Here is a 24086-nt window from a genome sequence, read left to right as displayed (position 1 = left end):
CCTATTTCAATGCGTTTGCATGGATATCGTCATCAACGGAGGGGATGGCCTTCCTATTCCCGCGCCGTCTCTGCCAGACGGCGAGCGCGACGATCCCGACGCCGATCACCGTCCCTGCGGTGTTCGCGACGATGTCGTGCACGTCGCTGTACCTGGTCGGCAGGAAGAGCTGGACGAACTCGATCGTGCAGGTCGCCGCGAAACCGATGATGAGGGCGATCCACCACCTGCGCATCCCGAGCAGCAGCGTGAACAGCACGCCCATCGGTACGAACATCGCGATGTTCGCGGTGAACTCGACGCCGCTGTACGTGACCCACGAGGTGGGAGGGAAGCGGCCGATCTGGGCGATGACGTCGCGGATGAAATGGTTCTGCGCAGAGTCCTGCGGCTGCGGCGACATGGTGATCCAGGCGACGGCGAGCAGATACACCACCGTGACGACGATGAGGACGGGATGGCGGCGGAGCATACCCCTATGCTGGCGCACGCCGACGGGCGGCGCACACCAGGGGCCTCCGCGCCAGAATGAGTGCATGACCAGCGCCTTCCGCATTCCGATGACCGGCCGCGCCACGAACGAGCCCCACCGCGTCTCGAGTCCGCTCGAACTGCTCTTCGACCTGACGTTCGTGGTCGCCATCGCCCAGGTCGCAGCCCAGCTCGCGGAGGCGACGCTGGGCGGGCATCTCTCCAGTGACATCGGGCCGTATCTGATGGTGTTCTTCGCGATCTGGTGGGCGTGGATGAACTTCACCTGGTTCGCCTCCGCGTACGACACCGACGATGTGCCGTACCGGATCACGACGCTCGTGCAGATGGGCGGCGTCCTCGTGCTCGCTGCCGGTGTGCCGAGCGCGTTCGGCGGCGGCGACTTCACGGCCATCACGATCGGCTACCTGATCATGCGCGTCGGGCTGGTGAGCCAGTGGATCAGGGCCGGGATCGAGCATCCGCAGGGCAGGGCGACGGCGTTCCGCTACGCAGCCGGCGTGGCTGCGGTGCAGGTGCTGTGGGTGTCCAGGCTGTTCCTGCCGCCGGAGACCGGAGTATGGACCTTCCTGATCGCGGCGGCGCTCGACCTCTCCGTGCCGATCTGGGCGGAGCGGACGGGAAAGACCTCGTGGCACCCGCACCACATCGCCGAGCGCTACGGGCTGTTCACGATCATCGTGCTCGGCGAGTCGGTGTCGGCGTCGGCGATCGGAGTGCAGCACGCGCTGGAGGCCAACGGCGTCTCCGTCACACTGGTGGTGATCGCCTCGGCCGGACTGGTGCTGCTGTTCGCGCTGTGGTGGCTGTACTTCCTGGAGCCGGCGGCGGAAGGGCTGAGCACGCGGCGCGGCCGATCGTTCTACTGGGGCTACGGGCACTATCTGGTGTTCGCCTCGCTCGCAGCGCTCGGTGCCGGCCTGGAGGTGGCGGTGCAGCGCGGCTCGGAGGGAGGCGCTGCGGTGTCGGACGCGGTGGTGGAGTACGCGGTCGCGGTGCCGGTCGCGGTGTTCCTGCTGCTGCTGTACGTGCTGCACAAGCCGCTGGTGGACGAGGTGGTGGTGCGGCCGTTGAAGACCGGCATCGCCGTGGTGCTGCTGCTCGCGCTGCCGCTGGCGTCGCCGCTGATCGGCCTGCTCGGTGTGGTGATCGGCGTCGCCGTCGTCGCGTCGGCGCTCGTCGCCGCGACCCTCGTCGACCGCGCGGTCGTCGCGCGCACCGCCTAGCCGCTTCCCCGCCTTCGCCGCCTTCGCCGCACGACTCGTGCGAAACGTGCGGTCACCGCCTCCGCGACCGCGCTTACGGCACGAGGCGTGCGGCCGACGCGACAGCGGATGCGGCAGGCAGCCGCGAGCGCGCCGTGCGCACGATGCCGACACAGATCAGTCCCTGCGCGGCCAGATAGCTGAGCATGATGAGGAAGTCGATCTGCCACAGCGCGAACCCCGGGAGGAACCGGTCGAGGCCGAGCAGGCTGTCCGAGACGACGAAGCAGGCAGCCCCCACCGAAATCCAGCGGTTGCACGCGCTCCCGGATGCGCCGAGCGCCACGAGGGCGAGCCCGTACGCCGCGAGGGGCGCCAACAGGGCGCCCGCGTGCGGGGCGAGCACAGCGAGCAGGGCCGCGAACCAGGCCAGGTAGAGGACGCTCCACCAGCGCGGACGGCGGAACCGCATCCGCCGCCAGAACAGCACGACGTATGCGAGGTGCCCGAGCAGGAAGAAGCCGAGGCCGATCACGAAACCGGGGCCGGCATCCATCAGCGAGACGTCGCCCAGCCAGCCGAACAGCACTGCGAGCGACCCGAGGAGTGCCACCTCGCCGCGCCGGACGGGAAGCGCCCAGAGCAGGCACACCAGCAGCACGGGCATCAGCAGCGGCTTCGTGACGGCGACGAGTGTCGCCGCGCCCGCGAGCACACAGACGAGATGGACGACGCTGACGACGATGTACGGCACGAACCGAGAGGCCACGCGACGACTCTAGCGGCCGCGACTCGCCCAGGAACGACGAAACGGGCCGCCACCCCGGAGGGTGACGGCCCGTTCGTAAGAAGCTCGCGGTTTCAGCGATGAGCTGCTACGCGCGCGACTCCTGCGTTATCGACGGAGGCCGAGACGCTCGATCAGCGAGCGGTAACGGGCGATGTCGATGTCCGACAGGTAGCCGAGCAGGCGGCGACGCTGACCGACCAGGAGGAGCAGGCCACGACGCGAGTGGTGGTCGTGCTTGTGCTCCTTGAGGTGCTCGGTGAGGTCCTTGATCCGCTTGGTCAGGATTGCAACCTGAACCTCGGGGGATCCGGTGTCACCGGGGTGGGTCGCGTACTCTTCGATGATCGCCTTCTTGACGTCTGCATCAAGTGCCATAGAGGTGATCCCCTTTCTCTCGTTGCGCGGTGCCCGATGGCCGAATGCCTGGGCTCTCTTTATCCGCGGCCGTTAGACGGCAACCTGGAAAGCTTACCAGACCAGCGGGGATGCGCCCCGCGCGCGAACGGGACCGACGGCCTGTCCTGAGGACACCCGCCCGGAGTAACGTGCGGCATATGAAGGCACTCCAATATCGTGAGATCGGTTCCCGCCCAGAGGTCGTCGAGATCCCCGACCCGCAGATCGGCCCAGGCCAGGTGCTGCTGAAGGTCACCGCCGCCGGAGTCTGCCACTCCGACGAGTTCATCATGGGCCTGCCGGCCGACCAGTACGTCTACGGCATCCCGCTCACCCTCGGCCACGAGGGCGCCGGCGTCGTCGAGGCTGTCGGCGACGGGGTCACCGGCGTGAAGAAGGGCGATGCGGTCGCGGTCTACGGTCCGTGGGGCTGCGGCCGCTGCCTGATGTGCGCCCAGGGCAAGGAGAACTACTGCCTCAACGCGCAGGCGGAAAGCATCCGCCCTCCGGGGCTCGGTTCCCCTGGCTCGATGGCCGAGTACCTGGTGGTCGACAGCGAGCGCCACCTGGTTCCGCTCGACGGCCTCGACCCCGTGGCGAACGTGTCGCTCACCGACGCCGGGCTGACGCCGTACCACGCGATCAAGAACTCGCTGCCGAAGCTCGGCGCGGGCACGACGGCCGTCGTGATCGGCACCGGCGGGCTCGGCCACGTCGGCATCCAGATCCTCCGCGCGATCTCCGGGGCGACCGTGATCGCCCTGGACGTCAACCAGGAGAAGCTCGACCTGGCGATGGCGGTCGGCGCCCACCACGCGCTGCTGTCCAACCAGGATGCGGTGGCGAGGGTCCGAGAGCTCACCGACGGACGCGGTGCGAACGCGGTCTTCGACTTCGTCGGCGTCCAGCCGACCGTCGAGCTCGCCGGAGCGATGGCGGCGACAGAGGGCGACGTGACGATCGTCGGCATCGGCGGAGGAGCGCTGGCGGTCGGATTCGGACGCATCGCATACGACGTCGCCGTCCGCACCCCGTACTGGGGTTCCCGCGCTGAGCTGATCGAAGTGCTCGACCTGGCCCGCGCTGGGTCCATCGAGGTGGAGATCGAGACGTACTCCCTGGACGAGGCGCCGAAGGCGTACGAGCGGCTGCACGAGGGGAAGATCCGCGGCAGGGCGGTGATTCTGCCGAACGGCTGAGCGACAGAACCCGAGCGCGTCGCCTGGGGTCAGCCGCCGATGGCGGCCAGCGCCTCGGCGACGACGGAAGCGGGCTCCTGGTCGCTGTTGGCCGCCCACCAGAGGAGGGCGGAGAACGACGCGGCTGAGAGCGCGTCGGCGAGCACGCTCGCGTGCAGGCCGCTGGGCTCCGACGCCGTGCGGCGGGCGATGAAGGCCGCGAGCACGTCCCTGTTGAGCGCGAGCCTGCCGAGGCCGAACGCGATCAGGGAGTCGTCGGAGCCGATCAGCAGCAGGCGCCGCCTGGTCGCCTCGATGCGGTCGGGCGGCATGTCGAGCGAGCGGGCGATGGCGCGGCGCAGCACGGAGGCGGTCGGTTCGTCGGGCGTGGCCGCATCCAATTCTGCCCTGGTGCGCTCGACGACCGGCTCCATGCCGCCCCAGACCAGCGCCGGCTTGCTCGGGAAGTAGCGGAACAGCGTGCGCCTGCCGATCCCCGCGATGCGCGCGATGTCGTCCATCGTGGTGGCCTCGTAGCCGTGCTCGGCGAAGTGACGGAGGGCGAGCAGGGCGACCTCGTCCGGGTCGACGTCGACCGGGCGACCGCGGCGGCGGGGGCCCGATTCGGCTGCTGGCGAATTCACATCTCCCATTATGGCACCGAGTGCTATAAATACATCGACGCCCACCTCGAGCGCCACACACGACACAGGAGATTCTGGAATGAGCACAAACGATTCCGCTCGCTTCGCAGGCAAAACCGCCATCGTCACGGGCGCCGGCTCCGGCATCGGGAGGGCGACGGCGCTCCGCATCGCTTCGGAGGGCGGCCGCGTCATCGCCAGCGACATCGCCCCCGATCGTCTGGAGGCGCTCACCGCCGAGCACCCCGACCTCGACCTGGTGACCGTCGCGGGCGACGTCTCCAGCGAGGAGACCATCGCGGAAATCCTCGCCGCCGCAGGCGGACGCGTGGATGCGCTCGCCAACGTCGCGGGGATCATGGACGGCTTCCAGCCCGCCGCCGAGATCGACGACGCCACCTGGGACCGCGTCCTGAACATCAACATCACCGCGATCATGCGACTCACCCGCGCCGTGCTCCCTGTGATGCTGGAGGCGGGCTCCGGCTCGATCGTCAACGTCAGCTCCGAGGCCGGCCTCCGCGGCTCGGCGGCCGGCGTCGCGTACACCACGTCGAAGCACGCCGTCGTCGGGTACACCAAGTCCACCTCGGTCTTCTACACGCCGAAGGGCATCCGCACCAACGCGGTCGCGCCCGGCCCGGTCGCCACCAACATCGAGGCGCCGTTCCGCTCGGAGTGGGCCGGCCAGCGCCTCGGCCCGCTGATGCAGACCATGGTGCCGCCGGTCGCGCAGCCGGAGCAGCTCGCCGCATCCATCACCTGGCTGCTCAGCGACGACTCCGCCAACGTCAGCGGCGTCGTCCTCGCGTCGGACGGCGGCTGGTCGGCGATCTGAGCCGGTCCACCGCCTGAGCGCCGCGTCAGCCGCGCGTGCTCGCCCGCGCCACGGCGCGCGCGAGCACGCGCAGGCCGTCCGGCACGTCGTCCGGCGCGATCGCGCCGAAGCCCAGCATCAGGCCGGAGACCGGTGCTGCGCCGATGCCGAAGCGCGCGATCGACTGCACGGAGACACCGGATGCGGCAGCCTCTGCTGCTGCACGGTCGGAGTCGAACGCCGCGCCGTCCACCGGCAGCAGGCAGACGTGCAGGCCGGCCACCGATGGCACGGCACGCAGCGTCCCGCCGAGCTGCGCCTCCGCCTGCTCCAGGATCTGGCGCTGCCGCATCCCGTAGTGTTTCGTGGCCTGACGGACGTGCCTGGCGAAGCCGCCGGAGTCGATGAAACGCGCCATCGCCGCCTGGGTCACGTGGTCGTTGTGCCAGTCGGTGAGGCGCTTCGCGCTGCGCAGCGCGGGCAGCAGCGACGGCGGCGCCACCAGGAAGCCGAGCCGGAGCGCCGGCAGCATCGTCTTGGAGAAGGTGCCGACGTAGACCACCCTCCCCTCGGTGTCGAGGCGCTGAAGCGGGTCGAGCGGGCGGTCAGCGTATCGATACTCGCTGTCGTAGTCGTCCTCGACGATCACGGCGTCGTGCTCGCTCGCCCAGGCCAGCAACCTCGTGCGGCGTTCGAACGAGAGCACGCCGCCGAGCGGGAACTGGTGCGACGGCGTCACGTACACGAGTTTCGCGGCCGGGGGCAGCGCATCCACCCGGATGCCGTCGCCGTCGACGGGCACCGGCACGACCTGCGCCCCCATCGTCTCGAACAGCTGGCGCACCGGTGGATAGCCAGGGTCTTCGACCGCGACCGCGTCGCCGGGTTCGAGCAGCACCCGGCCGATCAGGTCGAACGCCTGCTGCGCCCCGCTCGTGATCAGGATGTCGTCGGCCAGCGCATCCACCGAGCGTGCAACCCCGAGGTGCCTGGCGAGGGCATCCCGCAGCCGCTGCAGCCCCGACGGGTCGCGGTAGTGGCCGGAGCGCAGGATGCCGCCGCGCAGCTCGGCGGCGACGAACCGGCGCCACGACTCGGCGGGGAACAGCGCGGGGTCTGGGGTGCCGACGCTGAAGTCGTACGCGATCGGCAACGGCTCCGACCACAGCGGGTCTTGGATGTTCGCCCACCGCTCGACGGGACGCGCTGCCGTTCTCTCCCCGCGCGCGGCGGACCCGGTCGGCTCGGCGGTCGGCGCAGATACAAACGTTCCAGAGCCCACCCGCGCGCTGAGGTAGCCCTCCGCGGTGAGGCGCTCGTACGCCGTCGCGACGGTCGTGCGCGAGACGGACAGCCGCTCAGCGAGCTCTCTCGTGGCCGGGAGGCGCTCGCCGTGCCGGAGCCGCCCGTCGAGCACGGCGTCGCGCAACTGCCGGTAGATGCGGTCGGCGCGGTCTCCCCTGCCGCCGATCTGCACGTGGACGTCCACGAGAACCCCCGAGATTGGCCTGATCGGAATGTGCTGGATTGGAGCTTACACGCGGCCATTGACGTTTTTAGGCTGGGCACATGACAGAACGAATCGACATCTCCTCCGTCGTCCCCGACGGCTACCGCAAGGTCATCAACCTCGACGGCTACGTCGGCCAGCACGTCGAGGAACCTCTCGGCGACCTCATCAAGCTCCGCGCATCCCAGATCAACGGATGCACGTTCTGCGTCGACATGCACTCCGTCGACCTGCAGGCGGGCGGCTATCCCCTGCGCAAGGTGTTCTCGGTCATCACCTGGCGCGAATCGGAGTGGTTCAGCGAGCGGGAACGGGTCGCGCTCGAGCTGACAGAGGAGGTCACGCTCATCCAGGGCGGCGTCTCCGACGACCTCTACGCCAGGGCGCTCGCCGAGTTCGGCGCGGAAGCGCTGGCGAACCTGCTGCTCGCCATCGCGACCATCAACGTCTGGAACCGCATCGCCATCCCGACCCTCATGCACCCGCCGGCGCTCTGACCGGAGCCCACACGCAGAAGGTGCGGTGCGGACGAGCCGCACCGCACCTTCTGGATGAATCGTGCGCTGGTTTAGGAGACGCCGAGCAGGTCGATCACGAAGATGAGCGTCTTGCCGGAGAGCGGGTGCCCTCCGCCTGCCGGGCCGTACGCCTGCGCGGGCGGGACGGTGAGCTTGCGACGGCCGCCGACCTTCATGCCGGGGATGCCGTCCTGCCAGCCCTTGATGAGGTTGTTGAGCGGGAAGTTGATGGACTGCCCGCGGCTCCAGGAGGAGTCGAACTCCTCGCCGGTCTCGTACTCGACGCCGAGGTAGTGCACGTCCACCTTGGAGCCTGCTGTCGCCTCCGGGCCGGTGCCCTCGACGATGTCGACGATTTCGAGCGCCTCGGGAGCCGGGCCGTCGGGGGCGTCGACTTCGGGCTTCTGGTTGGTGTTTTCTGCCATGCGTCCATCCAACTGGCTGGGCAGCCCCGCGTCAAAGTCCGTTCTCTGAGAGCGCATGTCCGAAATCCGCTCTTGCGCTCGCCCGGGATGCGGAGCACGCTGTAGGTAGATCACAAGATCAACTCGTCGCCCGGGAGAGTCGCAGGCATCGCCGCACCACCGGGCGTCGAGTCTTTAACAGCCGGGCTCGGTGTGAGATTCTGACGCTATGAGTTCTCCCGCCGGCCTGGACAGCGCCGATGTCCGCATCCACAACCTGGGGCTGCTGATGCGCCGGCTGGTCGACGGACCGAGCTCGCGCAGCGAACTGGCGGCGGCGGTCGGGCTATCCCGCGGCACCGTCACCGCGCTGGTCGATGTTCTGAGCGACGCCGGGCTGGTGCGCGAGTCCTCGGTGGTCGCCTCTGGCACCGGCCGCCCCCGGACGATGCTGACGCTCGCGGCGGACGGGTTCGCGTTCGCCGCTGTGCAGCTCGACGCCGACCAGGCCATCTTCCTCGCCCACGACCTCGCCGGAGAGGAGCTGGTGCGCGTCGCAGAGCATCACGGTCGGCCGATGGGCGACCCCGATGCGGTCATCGATGTCGCCGCACACGTCATCGGCGCAGGGCTGGATGAGCTGGACAGCCTCGGCCGCGCTCCGGTCGGGCTCACGGTCGTCGTGCTCGCGCCGGTCGGCGGGGAGCCGCGCATCGTCCTGGCCGACACGGACCTCGGCTGGGGACAGGTGGATGTGCTCGGGATGCTCCGCACACGCGAGCCGCGCCTGCCCGCCGACGCGCTCCTCAGCTCCGACGAGCCCGCCGCGCTCGCCGAGGCGCAGTTGCTGCCTGGCGAGCGTTTCGTGCTCTACCTCAAGAGCAACAGTGGAATCGGCGGCGCATACCTCGCGGACGGCGCGTTCGTCCAGGGAGCGCACGCGCTGGCCGGGGCCGTCGGACATCTCCCCGTCGACCACGACGGCCTCCCCTGCGCCTGCGGGCAGCGCGGGTGCCTCGTGAACGTCGCCGGTCCAGACGTGGTGCTCGCAGCCGCAGGAATGGCGGACGTCCGCGACCGCGACGGCCTCACCGCCGCCCTCGCCGCGTTCGTCGAGCGCGTGCGCGCTGGAGAGCCAGCTGCGACCGCAGCGTTCGCCTCCGCCTCGGTGTGGATCGCCAGGACGATCGCGATCCTCCGGATGACGCTCGACCCGTCCGTGATCGTGCTGGGCGGCTACTGGGCCGACCTGTCGCAGCAGATCGCGGAGGCGACGACGCCGCGACTGCGGCTCGGCGTCGACGGGGCGCTCGCCCCCACACCCCCGATCGTCGCCGGCCGCCTCGGTGCGGACGCCGCGCTGCTCGGCGCACTGCACCAGGCCAGGGATGCGGCCATCGCCGACCCCCTGCGCCTCGCCGCACGCTGAGGCCGACAGGAGAGCCGCAGGCGAGCCGCCTCGCCCCCTCCGTTGCCGCCCCTCCCTATCGCAGTCGAATCGCGATAATTCGACCCTTGAATTAACTAACCGTCTTCGCCATACTCATTACCGAGCGACGCATGGTTTTCGCGCCGTCCGGCTTCCCCAGCCGCACCGACTCAACGAAGAGGAGTGTTGTGCCTACTCAGAACCCCGCGTTCGATCCCGTCGTCGAACCGCCAGAGCCCTCCCAATCCGCCGCAGCAGCAGCCGCGACAGCAGCAGCCGCGACAGCAGCGCCGACCCCCGCCGCCTTCCCCACCGCGACCTCCCCCACATCCCGCACATCCACCGCCTCGTCGCCGAGCGCCACCCGCCGCCTGCTGCCGTCGCTCGCCGTCACCTCGCTCGTGCTGTTCGCGACATACTCCGGCCTGATCGCCGTGCTCCTCCCCAACCAGGTGCAGGACATCGACCCGGCGAACAAGGTCGGCAACCTCGCCATTGTGACCACCGTGTCGTTCGTCTTCACACTGTTCGCCCAGCCCATCGTCGGCGCGTTCAGCGACCGGACGCGGTCCCGCCTCGGCCGGCGCGCTCCGTGGATGATCATCGGCGCCGCGGTCGGAGCCGTCTTCCTCGCCGGGCTGGGATCGCTCAGCTCGATCGTCTGGATCACCGTGTTCTGGGTCATCATCCAGGTGGCCCTCAACGCTCTGCAGGGGCCGCTCAGCGCGATCACGCCCGACCGCTTCCCGCGCAGCCGCCGCGGTGTCGCCTCCGCGATGGTCGGCGTCGGCACGATGGCGGGCGGCACGATCGGCGTGCTCGTCGCCGGGCAGCTCGCCGCGAACGTGGGCGTCGGCTACACCGTGTTCGGGGCGGCGGTTCTCGTCCTCACCCTCGCGTTCGTGCTGCTCAACAGGGACTTCTCGAGCAAGGACGCCGTGCATCCGCCCTTCAGCTCGAAGCAGTTCCTGTCGGGGTTCTGGATCAACCCGCGCACCAATCCGGACTTCGCCTGGGCGTTCGCGGCGCGCTTCCTGTTCATCCTCGGCTACTTCGTGACGTTCGGATACCAGCTCTTCATCCTCACCGACTACATCGGGATGTCCATCGGGCAGGCCAACTCGACGATCGGGCTGCTCAGCCTGGCGTCGCTGGTGACCACCGTCGTCTCCATCTCCCTCGCCGGCTGGCTGAGCGACAAGCTGGGCAGGCGCAAGGTGTTCATCTACGCCGCCAGCGCGCTCATGGTCGTCGGTCTCAGCATCCCGCTGATCGCGCCGAACGTGACAGGGATGCTCGTGATGAGCGCCGTCAACGGCTTCGGCTTCGGCCTGTACATGGCGTGCGACACCGCGCTGATGACCGAGGTTCTTCCCGGCGGCGGCACCGCGGCCGCGAAGGATCTCGGCATCCTGAACATCGCGACGAACATCCCGCAGGCGCTCAGCCCCACCATCGCCGCCGTCCTGATCGGCGCCGCGGGCGGCTATCCAGCCCTGTTCATCTTCGGCATGGTGGCCGTCGCGCTCGCGGCTCTCGTGCTCATCCCCATCAAGAGCGTCCGCTGAGAAAGGACACGACCCCCATGTCGACAACACAGACCACCCAGCCGACCGCCCCAGAGGCCGACACGACAGCAGGGCGCGTCCGCGGGCTCTGGCGCGACGGCTCTGCCGCCTTCCTCGGCATCCCGTTCGCCGAGGCACCGATCGGCGACCTCCGCTTCGCGGCTCCCGTCGCGCACGCGCCGTGGGACGGCGTGCGAGACGCGACCGCGTACGGCGCCACGCCGCAGCGCGCCGCGCTCTCGGAGATCACCCTGATCCCCGAGCCGTCGTACCCCGGCGACTCCACGCTCAACGTGAACGTCTTCACACCCGCGCCAGGCGACCGGGATGCGCGGCTGCCCGTCCTCGTCTACATCCACGGCGGCGGATTCATCGCCGGTTCCCCGGCGAGCCCCTGGTACGACGGCGCCGCCTTCAACAGAGACGGAGTGGTCACCGTGTCCGTCTCGTACCGGCTCGGCTTCGACGGGTTCGGCTGGATCGAGGACGCCCCGCAGAACCGCGGCATCCTGGACTGGTTGCTCGCACTGGAGTGGGTGCGCGACAACATCGCGGCGTTCGGCGGCGATCCGGCGCTGGTGACGATCGCCGGCCAATCGGCAGGCGGCGGCGCCGTGCTCACCCTGCTCGCCGTCCCCCGGGCCTCCGGGCTGTTCCAGCGTGCCATCAGCATCTCCGGCGCCACCAGCGATCTGCCCGTCGCCGAAGCGGAGACGTACGGCCGACGGCTGGCCGAGCTCGGCGGCGTGCCGCCCACCAGGGCGGGGCTCTCCTCGCTCGACGAGGCGACTGTCCTCGGCCTGCAGGCGCAGCTCGCGTCTCCAGCGCCCGAGCCAGGCACAGAGGAGGATCCGCTCGCCGGTCTCGTCCAGCTCGCCTCCGGCGGCCTTGTCTGGGGCCCTGTCGTTGACGGGGAACTGCTGCCGCAGAGCGTCGCAGACGCCATCCGCTCCGGCGTCGGCGCCGACAAGGAACTCGTGCTCGGTGCCACGGACAACGAGTTCAACATGGCGCTGACGGCGCAGCGGGATGCGCTGGCCGCCGTGCCCGCCGCCGCCGTCCTCGGCAGATTCGGCCTCGCCGAGGAGACCGTCGTGGCCTACGTCGACGCCAACGCCGGTCGCGACACGGCAGACATCCTCGGCCAGTACATCACCGACCGGATGTTCCGCACGACGGCGCTGACGCTCGCCGCAGAGCGGGCGGAGACGGGCGCACCCACCTGGCTCTACCGGTTCGCCTGGCCGTCCCCGACCATCGGAGGCGCGTGCCACTGCCTGGACATGCCGTTCTTCTTCGACTGCCTGGCGGCCGAACGGGTCGAATACATCGCAGGGGCGAACCCTCCGCAGTCGCTCGCCGACGACGTGCACGGCGCAGCGGTGTCGTTCATCGTCGACGGAGACCCTGGCTGGACGCCGTTCGACACGTCTTCTGAGGCGGCGCGGGTGTTCGACGTGCCGTCTCGCACGGCAGAGCACGCGTACGCGGACGTGGAGGTGCTGCTGCCCGCGGCGGTGCGCTGACGCGCATCCGCTGCGGCCACCTGCTGTCCGGCGGACGGGTCAGCCGAAGACCTTGCCAGGGTTCAGGATGCCGAGCGGGTCGAAGACCGACTTGAGCTTGACCTGCAGGTCGTAGGAGTCCGGGCCGAGCTCATCGGCGAGCCAGCGGCGTTTCAGGACGCCGACACCGTGCTCGCCGGTGAGCGTTCCCCCCAGCTCCATCGCCGTGCGGAACAGCTCGTTGGCCGCCTCCCACACCACGGGAGGCACTTCGGCGCCGGAGTACACGAAGTTCGGGTGCAGGTTGCCGTCGCCGGCGTGCGCAACGGTCGGGATGGCGACGCCGTGCTTCTCGGAGATGCGCTCGATGGCGGCGAACATCTCGGGCATCCTGGATCGCGGAACAGAGACGTCTTCGATGAGCACCTCCCCCGTCGCGGCGAGCGCCGGATGGAAGGCGCGGCGGATCGCGAGTAGCCGCTCGCCCTCGTCAGCGTCCGCGGAGACGCGCACGGCGCCGCCTGCCTCGCGGACGAGGACAGCCGCTGCGTCGGCGTCCGCCTGCGCGCTCGGGCCGTCGAACTGCACCAGCAGGTAGCTTCCGCCTCCTGTGACCCCGAACGCCTGGCGGATGGTGTCCTCGCCGAGATACGAGGAGATGCGCTCGAGCGACGCGGCGTCGAGCAGTTCCATCACCGCTGGGCGGAGGCGGGAGGCGGTGACCATGGCCGCCGCGGCGGCCGCCGCACGCACATCGGGGAAGATCGCGCCGATGGTCGTCGGCTGCCCCGCCGGGATCGGCAGGGCGCGCACGGTCGCTCCGACGATCACGCCGAGCGTCCCCTCAGAGCCGACGAAGAGCGCGGTGAGGTCGTACCCCGTCACGCCCTTCACGGTGCGGTGCCCCAGCTTCACGAGGCGGCCGTCCGCCAGCACGACGTCGAGGGCGAGCACGGCCTCGCGGGTGACGCCGTACTTGGCGCAGAGCAGACCGCCCGCGTTGGTGGCGATGTTGCCGCCGACCGTCGAGATGGCCTTGCTCGCCGGGTCCGGCGCGAAGAAGAGACCGTACGGTTCGAGGGCGTCGTTCAGGTCGGCGTTGATCACCCCTGGCTCGATCACGGCCAGCTCGTCGTCGCCGGAGATCTCCAGGATGCGGTTCATGCCGGCGACGCTGAGGACGATGGAACCCTCCGTGCCGTTGGCGCCGCCCGCGAGCCCCGTCCCCGCGCCGCGCGGCACGACGGGAATGCGGAACTCGCTCGCCGCCCGCATGGTCGCCTGCACGTGCTCGACGGCTGTGGCGTTGACGACGGCGAGCGGGCGGCCGTCCGCGATCCAGCCGGAGCGGTCCGTGCGGGCCGCGTCGAGCGCATCCCGATCGGTGCTCAGCACGCCGGCCGCGACCGCCTCTTCGCCGAGCGCTGCGGACAACCACTCCAGAACATCCATGCGGTTCAGCATATTGATCGCGGGTAATGTCCGTTTTCCGCTACCGAACGTCGGTGGCTGGTGCGAGGCTGGAGGCATGAACCGCGAAACAGACAAGCTCGCCGACCCCGTCTTCGCCGAGCGCTACCGTGCGATGAGCGCCAGAGACGCGCGGTTCGACGGCCAGTTCATCACCGGCGTGCACTCCACCGGCATCTACTGCCGCCCGAGCTGCCCCGCCGTCGCTCCGAAACCGGGCAACGTCACCTTCTACCTCACCGCGGCGGCCGCGCACGAGGCAGGACTGCGCGCGTGCAAGCGCTGCCTGCCGGACGCCGTGCCAGGCTCGCCGGAGTGGAACACCCGCGACGATCTCGCCGCCCGCGCCATGCGCCTCATCGCCGACGGCACCGTGGAGCGCGACGGCGTGCCGGGTCTGGCCAAGCGCCTCGGATACACGCCCCGTCACCTCGGGCGGGTACTCGCGTCCGAGCTGGGAGCCGGCCCGCTCGCCCTCGCCAGGGCGCACAGGGCGCAGACTGCCAGGCTGCTGCTCGCAGGAACCGACCTGTCGATCACGGATGTGGCGTTCGCGGCCGGGTTCACCAGCGTTCGCCAGTTCAACGAGACGATGGCCGACATCTACCGCACCACCCCCGGCGCGATCCGCGCGTCGGCGAAGAGCAGGACGGCATCCAGGCCGGGCGGACCCGCCGCCGGACACGCAGACGGGCACGCCGACCACCACGCCGGCACGGACACCGCCCCTGGCGCCGCGACCATGAGCCTGCGGCTCCCTGCCCGCGCACCGTTCGACGGAGCGGCCGTCCTCGGCTTCCTCGGCGCCAGGTCGATCGCGGGCGTCGAGACCGGAGGCGCCGACGGATACGCCCGCGCGCTCTCCCTCCCCCACGGCCCCGCCGTCGTGCGGCTCGCCGTGGGAGGCACGGCGACCGCCCCGTTCGTCGAGTGCGACGCCACCCTGGCCGATGTCGCGGACCTCGCACCGCTCGTGGCCCGCGTCCGCCGGCTGCTCGACCTGGATGCGGACGCCGCCGCCATCGACGACGCCCTCTCCGCCGACCCGGCCCTCGCCGCGAGCGTCGCCGCAGCGCCAGGACGCCGCGTGCCAGGTGCCGTGGACGCGGAGGAGATCGTCTTCCGCGCCCTGATCGGCCAGCAGATCTCCGTCCCCGCGGCGCGCACAGCGCTCACCAGGCTCACCGACGCTCTCGGGCGGCCGATCGACCTCGGCGGTTTCACCCGCCTCTTCCCCACCGCCGCCGACATCGCCGAGCACGGCAGGGAGGTGCTGCGCGGGCCTGCGAAGCGCATCGACACCATCGTCGACACCGCAGCAGCCATCGCGTCAGGCGAGCTCGTCATCGACGTCGGCGAGTCGCGCGAGGAGCTGGAGTCCAGGCTCACCGCTCTCCCTGGCATCGGGCCGTGGACGGCCGGCTACATCGCGATGCGCGTGCTCGGCAGCCCGGACATCCTGCTCACCAGCGACCTCGCCATCCGCCAGGGTGCGGCGAGACTCGGCCTGCCGGACGAGGCGCGCGCCCTCGCGTCGTACGGCTCGCGCTGGGCTCCGTGGCGCAGCTACGCCGGAATGCACCTCTGGAGGTCCTCCCAGGCGTAGGCTTTCCAGCGACTTACACGCATTCGCAGGAGGAGGGGATCTCGCACGTGCCGACCATCGCCGTCGTGATCCCAGCACTGAACGACTCGGAGATGCTCGCGCGCTGCCTCGACGATCTGGCGGCCCAGCTGAGGCAGGCCGACGAGATCATCGTCGTCGACAACGGCAGCACGGACGACACCGCTCAGGTCGCCGCGGCCAGGGGCGCACGCGTGATCGGGCAGTCGCAGCGCGGGATCTGGCCGGCCGCATCCACCGGGTACGACGCGGCGACCTCCGACATCATCGCGCGGCTCGACGCCGACTCCCGTCCTCCTGTCGACTGGCTGCTGCACATCGAGGCCGAGTTCGTGGACGCACCGGAGATCGGCGTGCTGACCGGTCCGGGCATCTTCTACGACGGCAACACGTTCATCGCGGGCCTCGGGCAGACGCTCTACATCGGCGGCTACTTCTGGTCGATGGAGATCTGGCTCGGCCACCCGCCGATCTTCGGCTCCAACTTCGCCATGCGCCGCGAGGTCTGGGAGCGCGTGCGCGGCCGCGTCCACCGCGGGATGCGCGAGATCCACGACGACCTCGACCTCGCCATCCACCTGGACCCCGACCAGCTCGTGCGCTACGACGAGCGGCTCACCGTCGGCATCTCCGCCCGGCCGTTCAGCACCTGGCGCGGCTTCGGACGCCGCCTCGGCTGGGCGTACAACACGCTCAGGATGCACCTGCCGGAGGAGTCGCCGTGGCGTCGCCGAGCCGCCCGCCGCCGCTGGGAGGACGAGCACGCCGACGAGGCGCCAGGCGCCATCGCCTGATCAGGTGACGCGGCAGTATGTGGTGAGGTAGCCGATCCCGCCGATCGAGACGGTCACCGTCGAGTGGTCCTTGAGGAACACCGGCGGCGTGCGCGAGTACCCTGCACCGCCGGGGCTGCCCGTGGAGATGAGGGTGCCGGGCGGGATGGTCGCAGACCGCGACAGGTAGGAGACGATCTCCGCGACGGACCGCACCATGTCGGCCGTGGACGCGTCCTGCAGGATCGTGCCGTCGACGTTCGTCGTCAGCCACAGGTCCTGCGGGTCGCGGATCTCGTCGGCGGTCACCACGACGGGTCCGTTCGGGGTGAAGCCGTCGAACGACTTGCAGCGCGACCACTGCGCCTCGGAGAACTGGAGGTCGCGCGCCGTGATGTCGTTGACGACCGTGTAGCCCCAGACGTAGTCGAGCGCATCCTGCACAGACACATCCTTGGCCGGCTTGCCGATGATGACGCCGAGCTCCGCCTCGTAGTCGACCTGGGTCGTCAGGTCACCTGGCCACATCGTCGTGCCGCCGTGACCGGCGAGCGAGTTGGGCCAGAGCGAGAAGATGGTGGCCGCCTTCTCGCTGCGCAGCGCCAGTTCGGAGGCGTGCGCGGCGTAGTTCGCGCCGATCGCGATCACCGAGGGTGGGCGCAGCACCGCCGAGGCGTGACGAAGCTCTCTGACCGGCGTGAGACTCGTGTGCTGGGCGATGGCGTTGTTCACGACCGCCGTGACGTGGGAGAGGGCGCCGTCGCCCCGCTCGATGAGGTCCTGCAGATCGCGAGGGGCCTCATCCATCACCTCCTCCAGGAAGAGGGCGCCGTCGCCGATGACGGCCGCGAGACGCGGCGTTGGATCTGTGGTCGAGCTGAGGTGCGAGAATCTCACCCACCCAGGCTATCGGGCGGGCAGCTGCGTCACGAAAACGCGCGCTTGGCACGAAACGTCCGGCGTGTCGGCTAGCGTGGAAGGGTGTCCATCGGTGAGAGGCGGCCAGGGGTCGCCGGAGGTGACGACGACGCTGCGCGACTCGATGCCGGGCTTCCCGACATCGACTGGTCCGTCGCGCCGGTCGGCGCCGTCTTCTCGCGGTTCGCCGCCCCCAGTGGAGAGCTCTCCGTCGTCTCGCTCGGCGACCCGGCAGACCCGCGCGTCGTCCTCATCCCCGGCGTGACGGGGTCGAAGGAGGACTTCTACCTGCTCGCGCCGATCCTCGTCGCTGCCGGATACCACGTCGAGAGCTTCGACATCGCCGGCCAGTACGAGTCCGCAGACGCCGGTCCGGTGCCGGGAGGCCACTACACCTACGAACTGCTCGTCACCGACATCGTGGCGTTCCTGCAGTCCGGTCCTCCTGCGCACGTGCTCGGCTACTCGTTCGCCGGTGTGCTGGCGCAGCTCGCGCTGGTCGAGCATCCGCACCTGTTCCGCAGCCTCACGCTGCTGACCACGCCGCCGGAGCCAGGGCAGGCGTTCCGTGGCGTGCGCGTGATCGGCTGGCTGAGCTGGTTCCTGAACGGCCGCCAGGGCGCTGGGCTGATGATCTGGGGAATCGTCACCAACAAGAACAAGGTGCCGCCGTCCAGGCTCGCGTTCGTGCGCTCCCGGTTCTCGCTCACCAGGCGCTCCAGTGTCGACGACATCGTCGGGCTGATGAAGCGGGTTCCGGATGTGCGGGGCAGGGTCGCCGCCCTGCGCATCCCGTTGCTGGTGGCGACAGGCAACCACGACCTGTGGCCGACCCACCTGCACGCCGCCAACGCGCAGGCGCTCGGCGCGACGCTCGCCGTCTACAGCACCGGCCACAGCCCGTGCGAGACCGCACCGCACCAGCTCGCCCGCGACATGGTCGCCCTCTTCCACCGCGCGGAGCGGGCCGAGGACGCCCGCCGCGACTGACGTCGCGAGCGCCCGCAGAACAGGAGAACGCGGCGACATCCGCCGGTATCTCCGTCCGAACGGAGACCCCGGCGGCGTGTCGCCGCGTTCGTCCTGCGTTACGCCTCTGTCTCGATGATCGGGATGGCCGTGGTGATCGCCTCGAGTCCGCTCAACCGGGCGGGCGAGAGCAGCCTGGTGACGTCCTCGCGGCTCATCAACTTCGCCTCGACCACCAGGTCGGCGACATTGCCGCCGGTCAGCAGCGCCGTCTTGGCGAGCGCAGCGGCCGCCGCGTATCCGATGTGCGGCATGAGCGCCGTGATGACGCCGACGGACGAGCCGACCATCGCGCCCAGGCGCTCCTCGTTGGCGGTGATGCCGTCGACGCAGTTGACGCGGAGGGTGTGGAACGCCTGGGTCATCCAGGTGATCGACTGCAGCAGCGAGTGCGCGATGACAGGCTCGAATGCGTTGAGCTGGAGCTGACCGCCCTCTGCGGCCATCGTCACGGTCACGTCGGCGCCGGCCACCGAGAAGGCGACCTGGTTGACGACCTCGGGAATGACAGGGTTGACCTTGCCGGGCATGATGCTGGAACCGGCCTGGCGCGGCGGGAGGTTGATCTCGCCGAGACCGGCCTGCGGGCCGCTGGAGAGCAGGCGCAGGTCGTTGCAGATCTTCGACAGCTTGATGGCGCTGCGCTTGAGCGAGCCGGAGAACGACATGAACGCTCCGGCGTCCGAGGTCGACTCGATGAGGTCGGGGGCGGTCTCCAGATTGAGCCCGGTGATCACGTTGAGGTGGCGGACGGCCGCGGCGGCGTACCCGGGGTCCGCGGTGATGCCGGTGCCGATCGCTGTCGCGCCGAGGTTGATCTCGGCCAGCAGCCACTTGGTCTCCGTGAGACGGGCGTGGTCCTCGGTGAGCGTCGTGGCGAAGCCGTGGAACTCCTGGCCGAGGGTCATCGGCACCGCATCCTGCAACTGCGTGCGGCCGACCTTGAGGACGTGGCGGAACTCCTTGCCCTTGTCTGCGAAGGAGTCGCGGAGCTTGGCGAGTTCGTCGAGCAGGTGGCCGAGCGCGAAGGTGAGGGCGATCTTGATGGCCGTCGGGTACGTGTCGTTCGTGCTCTGGCTGCGGTTGACGTCGTCGATCGGGCTGATGTACTGGTACTCGCCCTTGGCGTGGCCGTCGAGTTCGAGCGCGACGTTCGCGATGACCTCGTTGGCGTTCATGTTCGTCGACGTTCCTGCGCCGCCCTGCATCACGCCGACCACGAACTGGTCGTGGTACTGGCCGTCGATGATGAGCTGGCAGGCCTTGTCGATCAGCGCGGCCTTGTGCTTGTCCAGCACGCCGATCTCCAGGTTCGCGCGCGCTGCGGCCTGCTTCACGCTGGCCAGGGCGACGATGAGATCGGGGTAGACGGAGATGGGTCGCTTGGCGATCTGGAAGTTCTCCAGCGCCCGAGAGGTGTGGACGCCCCAGTACGCGTCCGCAGGGATCTCTCTGGTGCCGAGCGAGTCCGATTCGGTGCGGACGGGGCCGCCGTCCGCGGTCGGGGTCGGGACATCTGAGACGTTCTGGGAAGCGTCGATCACGGGAATCGGGTGGGTTTTCGGCTCGTCCATCATTGCTGTGGGGGAATTCACGGTTGGCTCCGTTGCCTGTCGTTGTGCGGGTGGCATTGTTCATGTCGGTTGTTCGTGGCCACCGACCATACGAGCCTACCGCGTGCATCCACGGAGGTTACGGGCGAAACGGTTCAGCCGAGCTTGCGGAGCAGCCCCCGGGCGAATTTGTCCTTCGCCTCGGTGAACGGCGGGTAGATCAGCCGCAGGGTGTCCGGCTTCAGCGACTTGGTCAGCACGGCCTTCTCGTGGCTGAACGTCTGCAGCGACCGCTCGCCGTGGTACGCGCCCATGCCGCTCTCCCCGACCCCGCCGAACGGCAGCCCCGCCACCGCGAGGTGCGCAGCAGGAACGCCGAAGCCCACCGCGCCGGAGCTCGTCTCGGTGAGGAAGCGGCGGCGGATCTTCGCGCTCTCGCTGAACACATAGAGGGCGAGCGGCTTGTCACCGGATGCGATGTACCGGATGGCGTCGTCCGGCCCGTCCACCGCGACGATCGGCAGGATGGGGCCGAAGATCTCCTCCCGCATCACCGGTGCGTCACGGGGCACGTCGACGATGACGGTGGGCGCCAGGTAGCGGGATGCCGCGTCGCGCGTTCCGCCCGTGACGGTGGTGCCGGCATCCAGCAGGGCGGCGAGACGCTGGAACTGGCGGTCGTCGACGATGCGGCCGTAGTCGGGGCTGGCCGCCGGGTCGTCGCCGTAGAGCGTCGTCACGGCCGCGGCCAGCGCCGTCGCCAGCCGGGCGGCGACGGCGGGCGTCGCCAGCACGTAGTCAGGCGCGACGCAGGTCTGGCCCGCATTCATGAACTTGCCCCACGCGATGCGCGCAGCAGCAGCGGCCAGGTCGACCGTGTCGTCCACGTAGACGGGCGACTTTCCGCCGAGCTCGAGCGTGACAGGGGTCAGGTTCTCGACAGCTGCCGCAGCGACGATGCGTCCGACGCGGCCGTTGCCGGTGTAGAAGATGTGGTCCCAGCGCTGGGCGAGCAGCTCTGTGGTCTCCGGCACGCCGCCCTCCACGACAGCGACAGCGCGCCGGTCGAGGTACTCCGGGATCAGCCTCGCCATCGCCGCGGACGTCGCGGGCGCCAGCTCGCTCGGCTTGAGCACGACGGCGTTGCCCGCTGCGATGGCGCCCACCGCCGGCGCGAGCAGCAGCTGCACGGGGTAGTTCCACGGCGCGATGACGAGCACCAGCCCGACGGGCTCCCGGACGATGGATGCGCCGGCGGGCAGCAGCGCGCCGGGCACGCTCACCCGCTTCGGCCGCAGCCAGCGCCGCAGGTGCCTGACCATGTGGTCGATCTCGCCGACCACGAAGCCCAGCTCGGCGATCTGCGACTCCGTCGGGTTCTTGCCGAGGTCGGCCAGCAGGGCGTCCTCGAACTCCGCCGACCGCTCGGTGAGCATCCTGCGCATGGCCTTCAGCTGGGCGAGTCGCCAGGACAGCGGTTTGGTCATGCCGCGGTCGAACGCGACACGGAGGTCGGCGGCGGTCTGCGCAGGTGTCATGCGGCCATCCTACGGATGCGCGGCAGGCCGGTACTCCAGGTCGAAGATCGCGTGTCCGAGGCCCTCGCCCCTGCGCTCGAACTTCGTGACGGGACGGTCGTCCGGGCGGGGCACGAAGCGGGCGTCTCCTGCGACGTTGACCAGGCCGGGTTCCGCATCCAGCACCTGCACCATGTGCTCGGCGTACGGCTCCCAGTCGGTGGCGAGCCGGAGCACGCCGGTGGGCGCGAGGGCGCGCACGATCAGCGTCGCGACGTCCGGCTGCACGATGCGGCGGCCGTGGTGACGGGCCTTCGGCCACGGGTCGGGGAAATAGATCATGACCTCGTCGACGCTGTGCTCAGCGAGGCCGTGCTCGAACACCTCGACGGCGTCGTGCCGCACCAGCCGGATGTTCTCGAGACCGCGGGTACGCAGTTCGCCCAGCACACGGCCGACGCCCGCCCCGTGCACCTCGACGCCGAGGAAGTCGGTGTCCGGGTGCCGCTCCGCCAGGGTGAGCAGGTTCTCCCCGTTGCCGAAGCCGATCTCCACCGCGCGCGGCGCTGTGCGGCCGAACACCGCATCCAGATCGATGGGCGCGCTGTCGAAGTCGACGCCGTAGACCGGCCAGAGCTCGTCGATCGCCCTGGTCTGCGCCTCGGTCTTCCGTCCCCTGGTCACGAAACTGCGCTGCCGTCCGACCTGCTTCTGCTCTTCCACGTCCCCCATTCTCCCAAACGATCGAGCCCAGGGCTCTCACCGTCGAACTACGGAACGGTGAGAGCCCTGGGCTCGATGGATGCGGTGGCTAGAGCCAGGCGAACGGGAGGAAGGCGAGGCCGATTCCTGCGCCGACGACGGCGAGCATGGCGACGAAGATGGCCCCGGCGAGCATGATCGCGTTGAGGACGATGCCCCAGACGGCGAACGTCTTGCCCTGCGGCTCGCGGCCGACAGCCATGATGCCGACCACGAGGCCGGCGAGCGGCGCGACGAACGTCCAGCCGAAGACGATCGACGCGAGCCCGAGCACGAAGCTCGTGATGCTGAGCGTCCTGGCGGGGGCCTGGTAGGCGACGTTGGTGGTCATGATTGCTGGTTCTCCTCGGTTGACGATGTGCTTCCAGTCAACCGGTGGATGCGTAGCAGCACCATCCGGTTATCCCCCGATTCCGCTCAGGGGTCACCCTGACTTCCTGCGCACGCTAGTGCGGCAGGATCGCCTCGATCGGCCCACGGGCGAAGTAGACGAGGAACCCGGCGGCCACGATCCACAGCAGCGGGCTGATCTCGCGTGCCTTGCCTGCCAGCGACCGGATGAGCACCCAGCTGATGAAGCCCACGCCGATGCCGTTCGCGATCGAGTACGTCAGCGGCATCACGATGATCGTCAGGAACACGGGCAGCACGCTGGAGAACTCCGAGAAGTCGATGTGGCGGATCTGCACCACCATGAGCGCACCCACGATGACGAGCGCAGCGGCGGCGACCTCGAGCGGCACCACCTGGGTGAGTGGGGTGAAGAACATCGCGAGCAGGAACAGCGCACCGGTGATGACGCTGGCGAACCCGGTCTTCGCCCCCTCGCCGATGCCGGAGGCCGACTCGACGAACACCGTGTTCGAGGAGGCGGACGTTCCGCCGCCGACGATGGCGCCGACACCCTCCACGATGAGCGCGGGCTGCAGGCGCGGGAACGTGCCGTCCTCCTTGGCGAGGCCCGCGCTGCGGGCGAGGCCGGTCATCGAGCCCATCGCGTCGAAGAAGTTGGTGAAGACCAGGGTGAAGATGAGCATGATCGCCGCGAGGGCGCCGATGCGGCCGAACGAGCCGACCACGTCGAACTGGCCGACGAGGCTGAGGTCCGGCAGCGCGACGAGCGAGGTGGGGAGCTGCGGGACGGTGAGGTTCCAGCCTGCCGGGTTCTTGCCGAGCGACGGGCCGACGTGGAAGATCGCCTCGGCGATGATCGCGACGATGGTCGCTGCGACGATGCCGATCAGGAGCGCGCCCTTCACCTTGCGTGCCATCAGGACGGCCATGATGACGAGCGCGATGAGGAACACGACGGTGGGGACGGTGGCGATCGACCCTGCCTCGCCCAGCTGAACGGGCGGCGACGACAGGTTGGTGCTGCGCACGAACCCGCTGTCGACGAAGCCGATGAACGCGATGAACAGGCCGATGCCGACCGTGATCGCCGTCTTGAGCTGGGCGGGAACCGCGTTGAAGATCAGGCGGCGCAGGCCGGTGGCGGCGAGGATCACGATGATGACGCCGTTGATGACGACGAGGCCCATCGCCTCCTGCCAGGTGAGGATCTTCACCACATTGACCGCGAGGAACGAGTTGATGCCGAGCCCGGCCGCGAACGCGAACGGCAGACGGGCCACGAGGCCGAACAGCACGGTCATCACTCCGGCGCTGAGCGCGGTGACGGCGGCGAGCTGCGTTCCCTGCAGCGAGTGACCTGCCACGTCCTCCGTTCCGCCGAGGATCAGCGGGTTGAGGATGACGATGTACGCCATGGTCACGAAGGTCAGGACGCCGCCGCGCAGCTCCGTGGCCCAGTTCGAGCCTCTGGCGCTGATCTCGAAGAACCGGTCGAGCCGATTGCGGAACGTCGGCGCCTGCGTGGTGTTCGTTGGCGATGCGGACAAGTTCGTCTCCCGTAGTATCTGGCGAGGGCTTTCCTGCGCGAATGCGCGGGAACAAGCCTAGACGCCCGCACCGCCCCATACGA

23 protein-coding genes are annotated in these 24086 nt (G+C 69.7%); 10 read left to right on the top strand and 13 right to left on the bottom strand.

The window, feature by feature from the left end; translation table 11 throughout:
• Position 1: 1 nt before the first annotated feature.
• Positions 2–472 (bottom strand): VanZ family protein, encoded by a 471-nt coding sequence (locus ACIRCZ_RS01355; protein ID WP_082581277.1) that lies wholly within the window; start codon positions 470–472, stop codon positions 2–4.
• A 64-nt stretch (positions 473–536) separates the two neighbouring features.
• On the opposite strand from ACIRCZ_RS01355, the gene ACIRCZ_RS01350 reads away from it, so the two are divergent.
• On the top strand, positions 537–1718 hold the full coding sequence (locus tag ACIRCZ_RS01350) for a low temperature requirement protein A (RefSeq protein ID WP_055892423.1): 1182 nt from the start codon (positions 537–539) through the stop codon (positions 1716–1718).
• 73 nt (positions 1719–1791) lie between these two features.
• Here ACIRCZ_RS01350 and ACIRCZ_RS01345 read toward each other — a convergent pair whose 3' ends face one another.
• Together ACIRCZ_RS01345 and rpsO are read right to left on the bottom strand one after the other, a co-directional pair.
• Positions 1792–2466, bottom strand: a complete 675-nt coding sequence (locus tag ACIRCZ_RS01345; protein WP_402848813.1) for a lysoplasmalogenase family protein — start codon at positions 2464–2466, stop codon at positions 1792–1794.
• A 126-nt stretch (positions 2467–2592) separates the two neighbouring features.
• Positions 2593–2862 (bottom strand): 30S ribosomal protein S15, encoded by a 270-nt coding sequence (rpsO, locus tag ACIRCZ_RS01340; RefSeq protein WP_055892416.1) that lies wholly within the window; start codon positions 2860–2862, stop codon positions 2593–2595.
• A 179-nt stretch (positions 2863–3041) separates the two neighbouring features.
• Between rpsO and ACIRCZ_RS01335 the strand changes: the two genes are divergently transcribed.
• Positions 3042–4082 (top strand): NAD(P)-dependent alcohol dehydrogenase, encoded by a 1041-nt coding sequence (locus tag ACIRCZ_RS01335; RefSeq protein ID WP_402848810.1) that lies wholly within the window; start codon positions 3042–3044, stop codon positions 4080–4082.
• A 29-nt stretch (positions 4083–4111) separates the two neighbouring features.
• Here ACIRCZ_RS01335 and ACIRCZ_RS01330 read toward each other — a convergent pair whose 3' ends face one another.
• Positions 4112–4705 carry a TetR family transcriptional regulator gene (locus ACIRCZ_RS01330; protein ID WP_402848807.1) on the bottom strand — a complete coding sequence of 198 codons (594 nt, stop codon included), beginning with the start codon at positions 4703–4705 and terminating at the stop codon, positions 4112–4114.
• 79 nt (positions 4706–4784) lie between these two features.
• On the opposite strand from ACIRCZ_RS01330, the gene ACIRCZ_RS01325 reads away from it, so the two are divergent.
• Positions 4785–5543: an SDR family NAD(P)-dependent oxidoreductase gene (locus tag ACIRCZ_RS01325; RefSeq protein WP_055892409.1), complete on the top strand. Its 759-nt coding sequence runs from the start codon at positions 4785–4787 to the stop codon at positions 5541–5543.
• 25 nt (positions 5544–5568) lie between these two features.
• On the opposite strand, the gene ACIRCZ_RS01320 is transcribed toward ACIRCZ_RS01325, so the two are convergent.
• Entirely contained in the window at positions 5569–7011 is a 1443-nt protein-coding gene (locus ACIRCZ_RS01320; RefSeq protein WP_402848802.1) for a PLP-dependent aminotransferase family protein, read from the bottom strand.
• Between the two features lie 80 nt (positions 7012–7091).
• Between ACIRCZ_RS01320 and ACIRCZ_RS01315 the strand changes: the two genes are divergently transcribed.
• Positions 7092–7529 (top strand): carboxymuconolactone decarboxylase family protein, encoded by a 438-nt coding sequence (locus ACIRCZ_RS01315; RefSeq protein WP_055892402.1) that lies wholly within the window; start codon positions 7092–7094, stop codon positions 7527–7529.
• Between the two features lie 71 nt (positions 7530–7600).
• On the opposite strand, the gene ACIRCZ_RS01310 is transcribed toward ACIRCZ_RS01315, so the two are convergent.
• Positions 7601–7975 (bottom strand): FKBP-type peptidyl-prolyl cis-trans isomerase, encoded by a 375-nt coding sequence (locus ACIRCZ_RS01310; RefSeq protein WP_055892399.1) that lies wholly within the window; start codon positions 7973–7975, stop codon positions 7601–7603.
• 208 nt (positions 7976–8183) lie between these two features.
• On the opposite strand from ACIRCZ_RS01310, the gene ACIRCZ_RS01305 reads away from it, so the two are divergent.
• From ACIRCZ_RS01305 to ACIRCZ_RS01295, 3 genes are all read left to right on the top strand, one after another.
• Positions 8184–9383: an ROK family protein gene (locus ACIRCZ_RS01305; protein ID WP_402848797.1), complete on the top strand. Its 1200-nt coding sequence runs from the start codon at positions 8184–8186 to the stop codon at positions 9381–9383.
• A gap of 188 nt (positions 9384–9571) precedes the next feature.
• Positions 9572–10951 (top strand): MFS transporter, encoded by a 1380-nt coding sequence (locus tag ACIRCZ_RS01300; RefSeq protein ID WP_402848794.1) that lies wholly within the window; start codon positions 9572–9574, stop codon positions 10949–10951.
• Positions 10952–10968: 17 nt separating this feature from the next.
• Positions 10969–12477, top strand: a complete 1509-nt coding sequence (locus ACIRCZ_RS01295; RefSeq protein WP_402848791.1) for a carboxylesterase/lipase family protein — start codon at positions 10969–10971, stop codon at positions 12475–12477.
• Between the two features lie 39 nt (positions 12478–12516).
• Here ACIRCZ_RS01295 and ACIRCZ_RS01290 read toward each other — a convergent pair whose 3' ends face one another.
• The gene (locus ACIRCZ_RS01290) at positions 12517–13908 is read right to left on the bottom strand and encodes an FAD-binding oxidoreductase (RefSeq protein ID WP_402848788.1); all 1392 of its coding nucleotides are present in this window, start codon (positions 13906–13908) and stop codon (positions 12517–12519) included.
• A 76-nt stretch (positions 13909–13984) separates the two neighbouring features.
• Between ACIRCZ_RS01290 and ACIRCZ_RS01285 the strand changes: the two genes are divergently transcribed.
• Together ACIRCZ_RS01285 and ACIRCZ_RS01280 are read left to right on the top strand one after the other, a co-directional pair.
• Positions 13985–15532, top strand: coding sequence for an AlkA N-terminal domain-containing protein (locus tag ACIRCZ_RS01285; RefSeq protein ID WP_402848785.1), 1548 nt, complete (start codon positions 13985–13987; stop codon positions 15530–15532).
• Positions 15533–15579: 47 nt separating this feature from the next.
• The gene (locus ACIRCZ_RS01280; RefSeq protein WP_055892387.1) at positions 15580–16344 is read left to right on the top strand and encodes a glycosyltransferase family 2 protein; all 765 of its coding nucleotides are present in this window, start codon (positions 15580–15582) and stop codon (positions 16342–16344) included.
• Here ACIRCZ_RS01280 and ACIRCZ_RS01275 read toward each other — a convergent pair whose 3' ends face one another.
• The gene (locus ACIRCZ_RS01275) at positions 16345–17220 is read right to left on the bottom strand and encodes a fumarylacetoacetate hydrolase family protein (RefSeq protein WP_402848780.1); all 876 of its coding nucleotides are present in this window, start codon (positions 17218–17220) and stop codon (positions 16345–16347) included. It abuts the gene before it with no gap.
• A gap of 84 nt (positions 17221–17304) precedes the next feature.
• Between ACIRCZ_RS01275 and ACIRCZ_RS01270 the strand changes: the two genes are divergently transcribed.
• Positions 17305–18231, top strand: coding sequence for an alpha/beta fold hydrolase (locus ACIRCZ_RS01270; protein WP_055892380.1), 927 nt, complete (start codon positions 17305–17307; stop codon positions 18229–18231).
• A 98-nt stretch (positions 18232–18329) separates the two neighbouring features.
• On the opposite strand, the gene ACIRCZ_RS01265 is transcribed toward ACIRCZ_RS01270, so the two are convergent.
• From ACIRCZ_RS01265 to ACIRCZ_RS01245, 5 genes are all read right to left on the bottom strand, one after another.
• Positions 18330–19844 (bottom strand): aspartate ammonia-lyase, encoded by a 1515-nt coding sequence (locus ACIRCZ_RS01265; protein WP_055894335.1) that lies wholly within the window; start codon positions 19842–19844, stop codon positions 18330–18332.
• Between the two features lie 134 nt (positions 19845–19978).
• Positions 19979–21361, bottom strand: coding sequence for an aldehyde dehydrogenase family protein (locus tag ACIRCZ_RS01260; RefSeq protein ID WP_402848777.1), 1383 nt, complete (start codon positions 21359–21361; stop codon positions 19979–19981).
• Positions 21362–21370: 9 nt separating this feature from the next.
• On the bottom strand, positions 21371–22063 hold the full coding sequence (gene trmB / locus ACIRCZ_RS01255; protein ID WP_235500392.1) for a tRNA (guanosine(46)-N7)-methyltransferase TrmB: 693 nt from the start codon (positions 22061–22063) through the stop codon (positions 21371–21373).
• A gap of 88 nt (positions 22064–22151) precedes the next feature.
• Positions 22152–22433 carry a hypothetical protein gene (locus ACIRCZ_RS01250; RefSeq protein WP_235500391.1) on the bottom strand — a complete coding sequence of 94 codons (282 nt, stop codon included), beginning with the start codon at positions 22431–22433 and terminating at the stop codon, positions 22152–22154.
• A 115-nt stretch (positions 22434–22548) separates the two neighbouring features.
• The gene (locus tag ACIRCZ_RS01245; RefSeq protein WP_200949581.1) at positions 22549–24003 is read right to left on the bottom strand and encodes an NCS2 family permease; all 1455 of its coding nucleotides are present in this window, start codon (positions 24001–24003) and stop codon (positions 22549–22551) included.
• Positions 24004–24086: the final 83 nt, after the last annotated feature.

It is taken from the genome of Leifsonia sp. NPDC102414 (assembly GCF_044765685.1).
Lineage (GTDB): Bacteria > Actinomycetota > Actinomycetes > Actinomycetales > Microbacteriaceae > Leifsonia.
The sequence above is the reverse complement of the archived record's forward strand: the minus strand, read 5'-3'. Positions and strand labels throughout refer to the sequence as shown.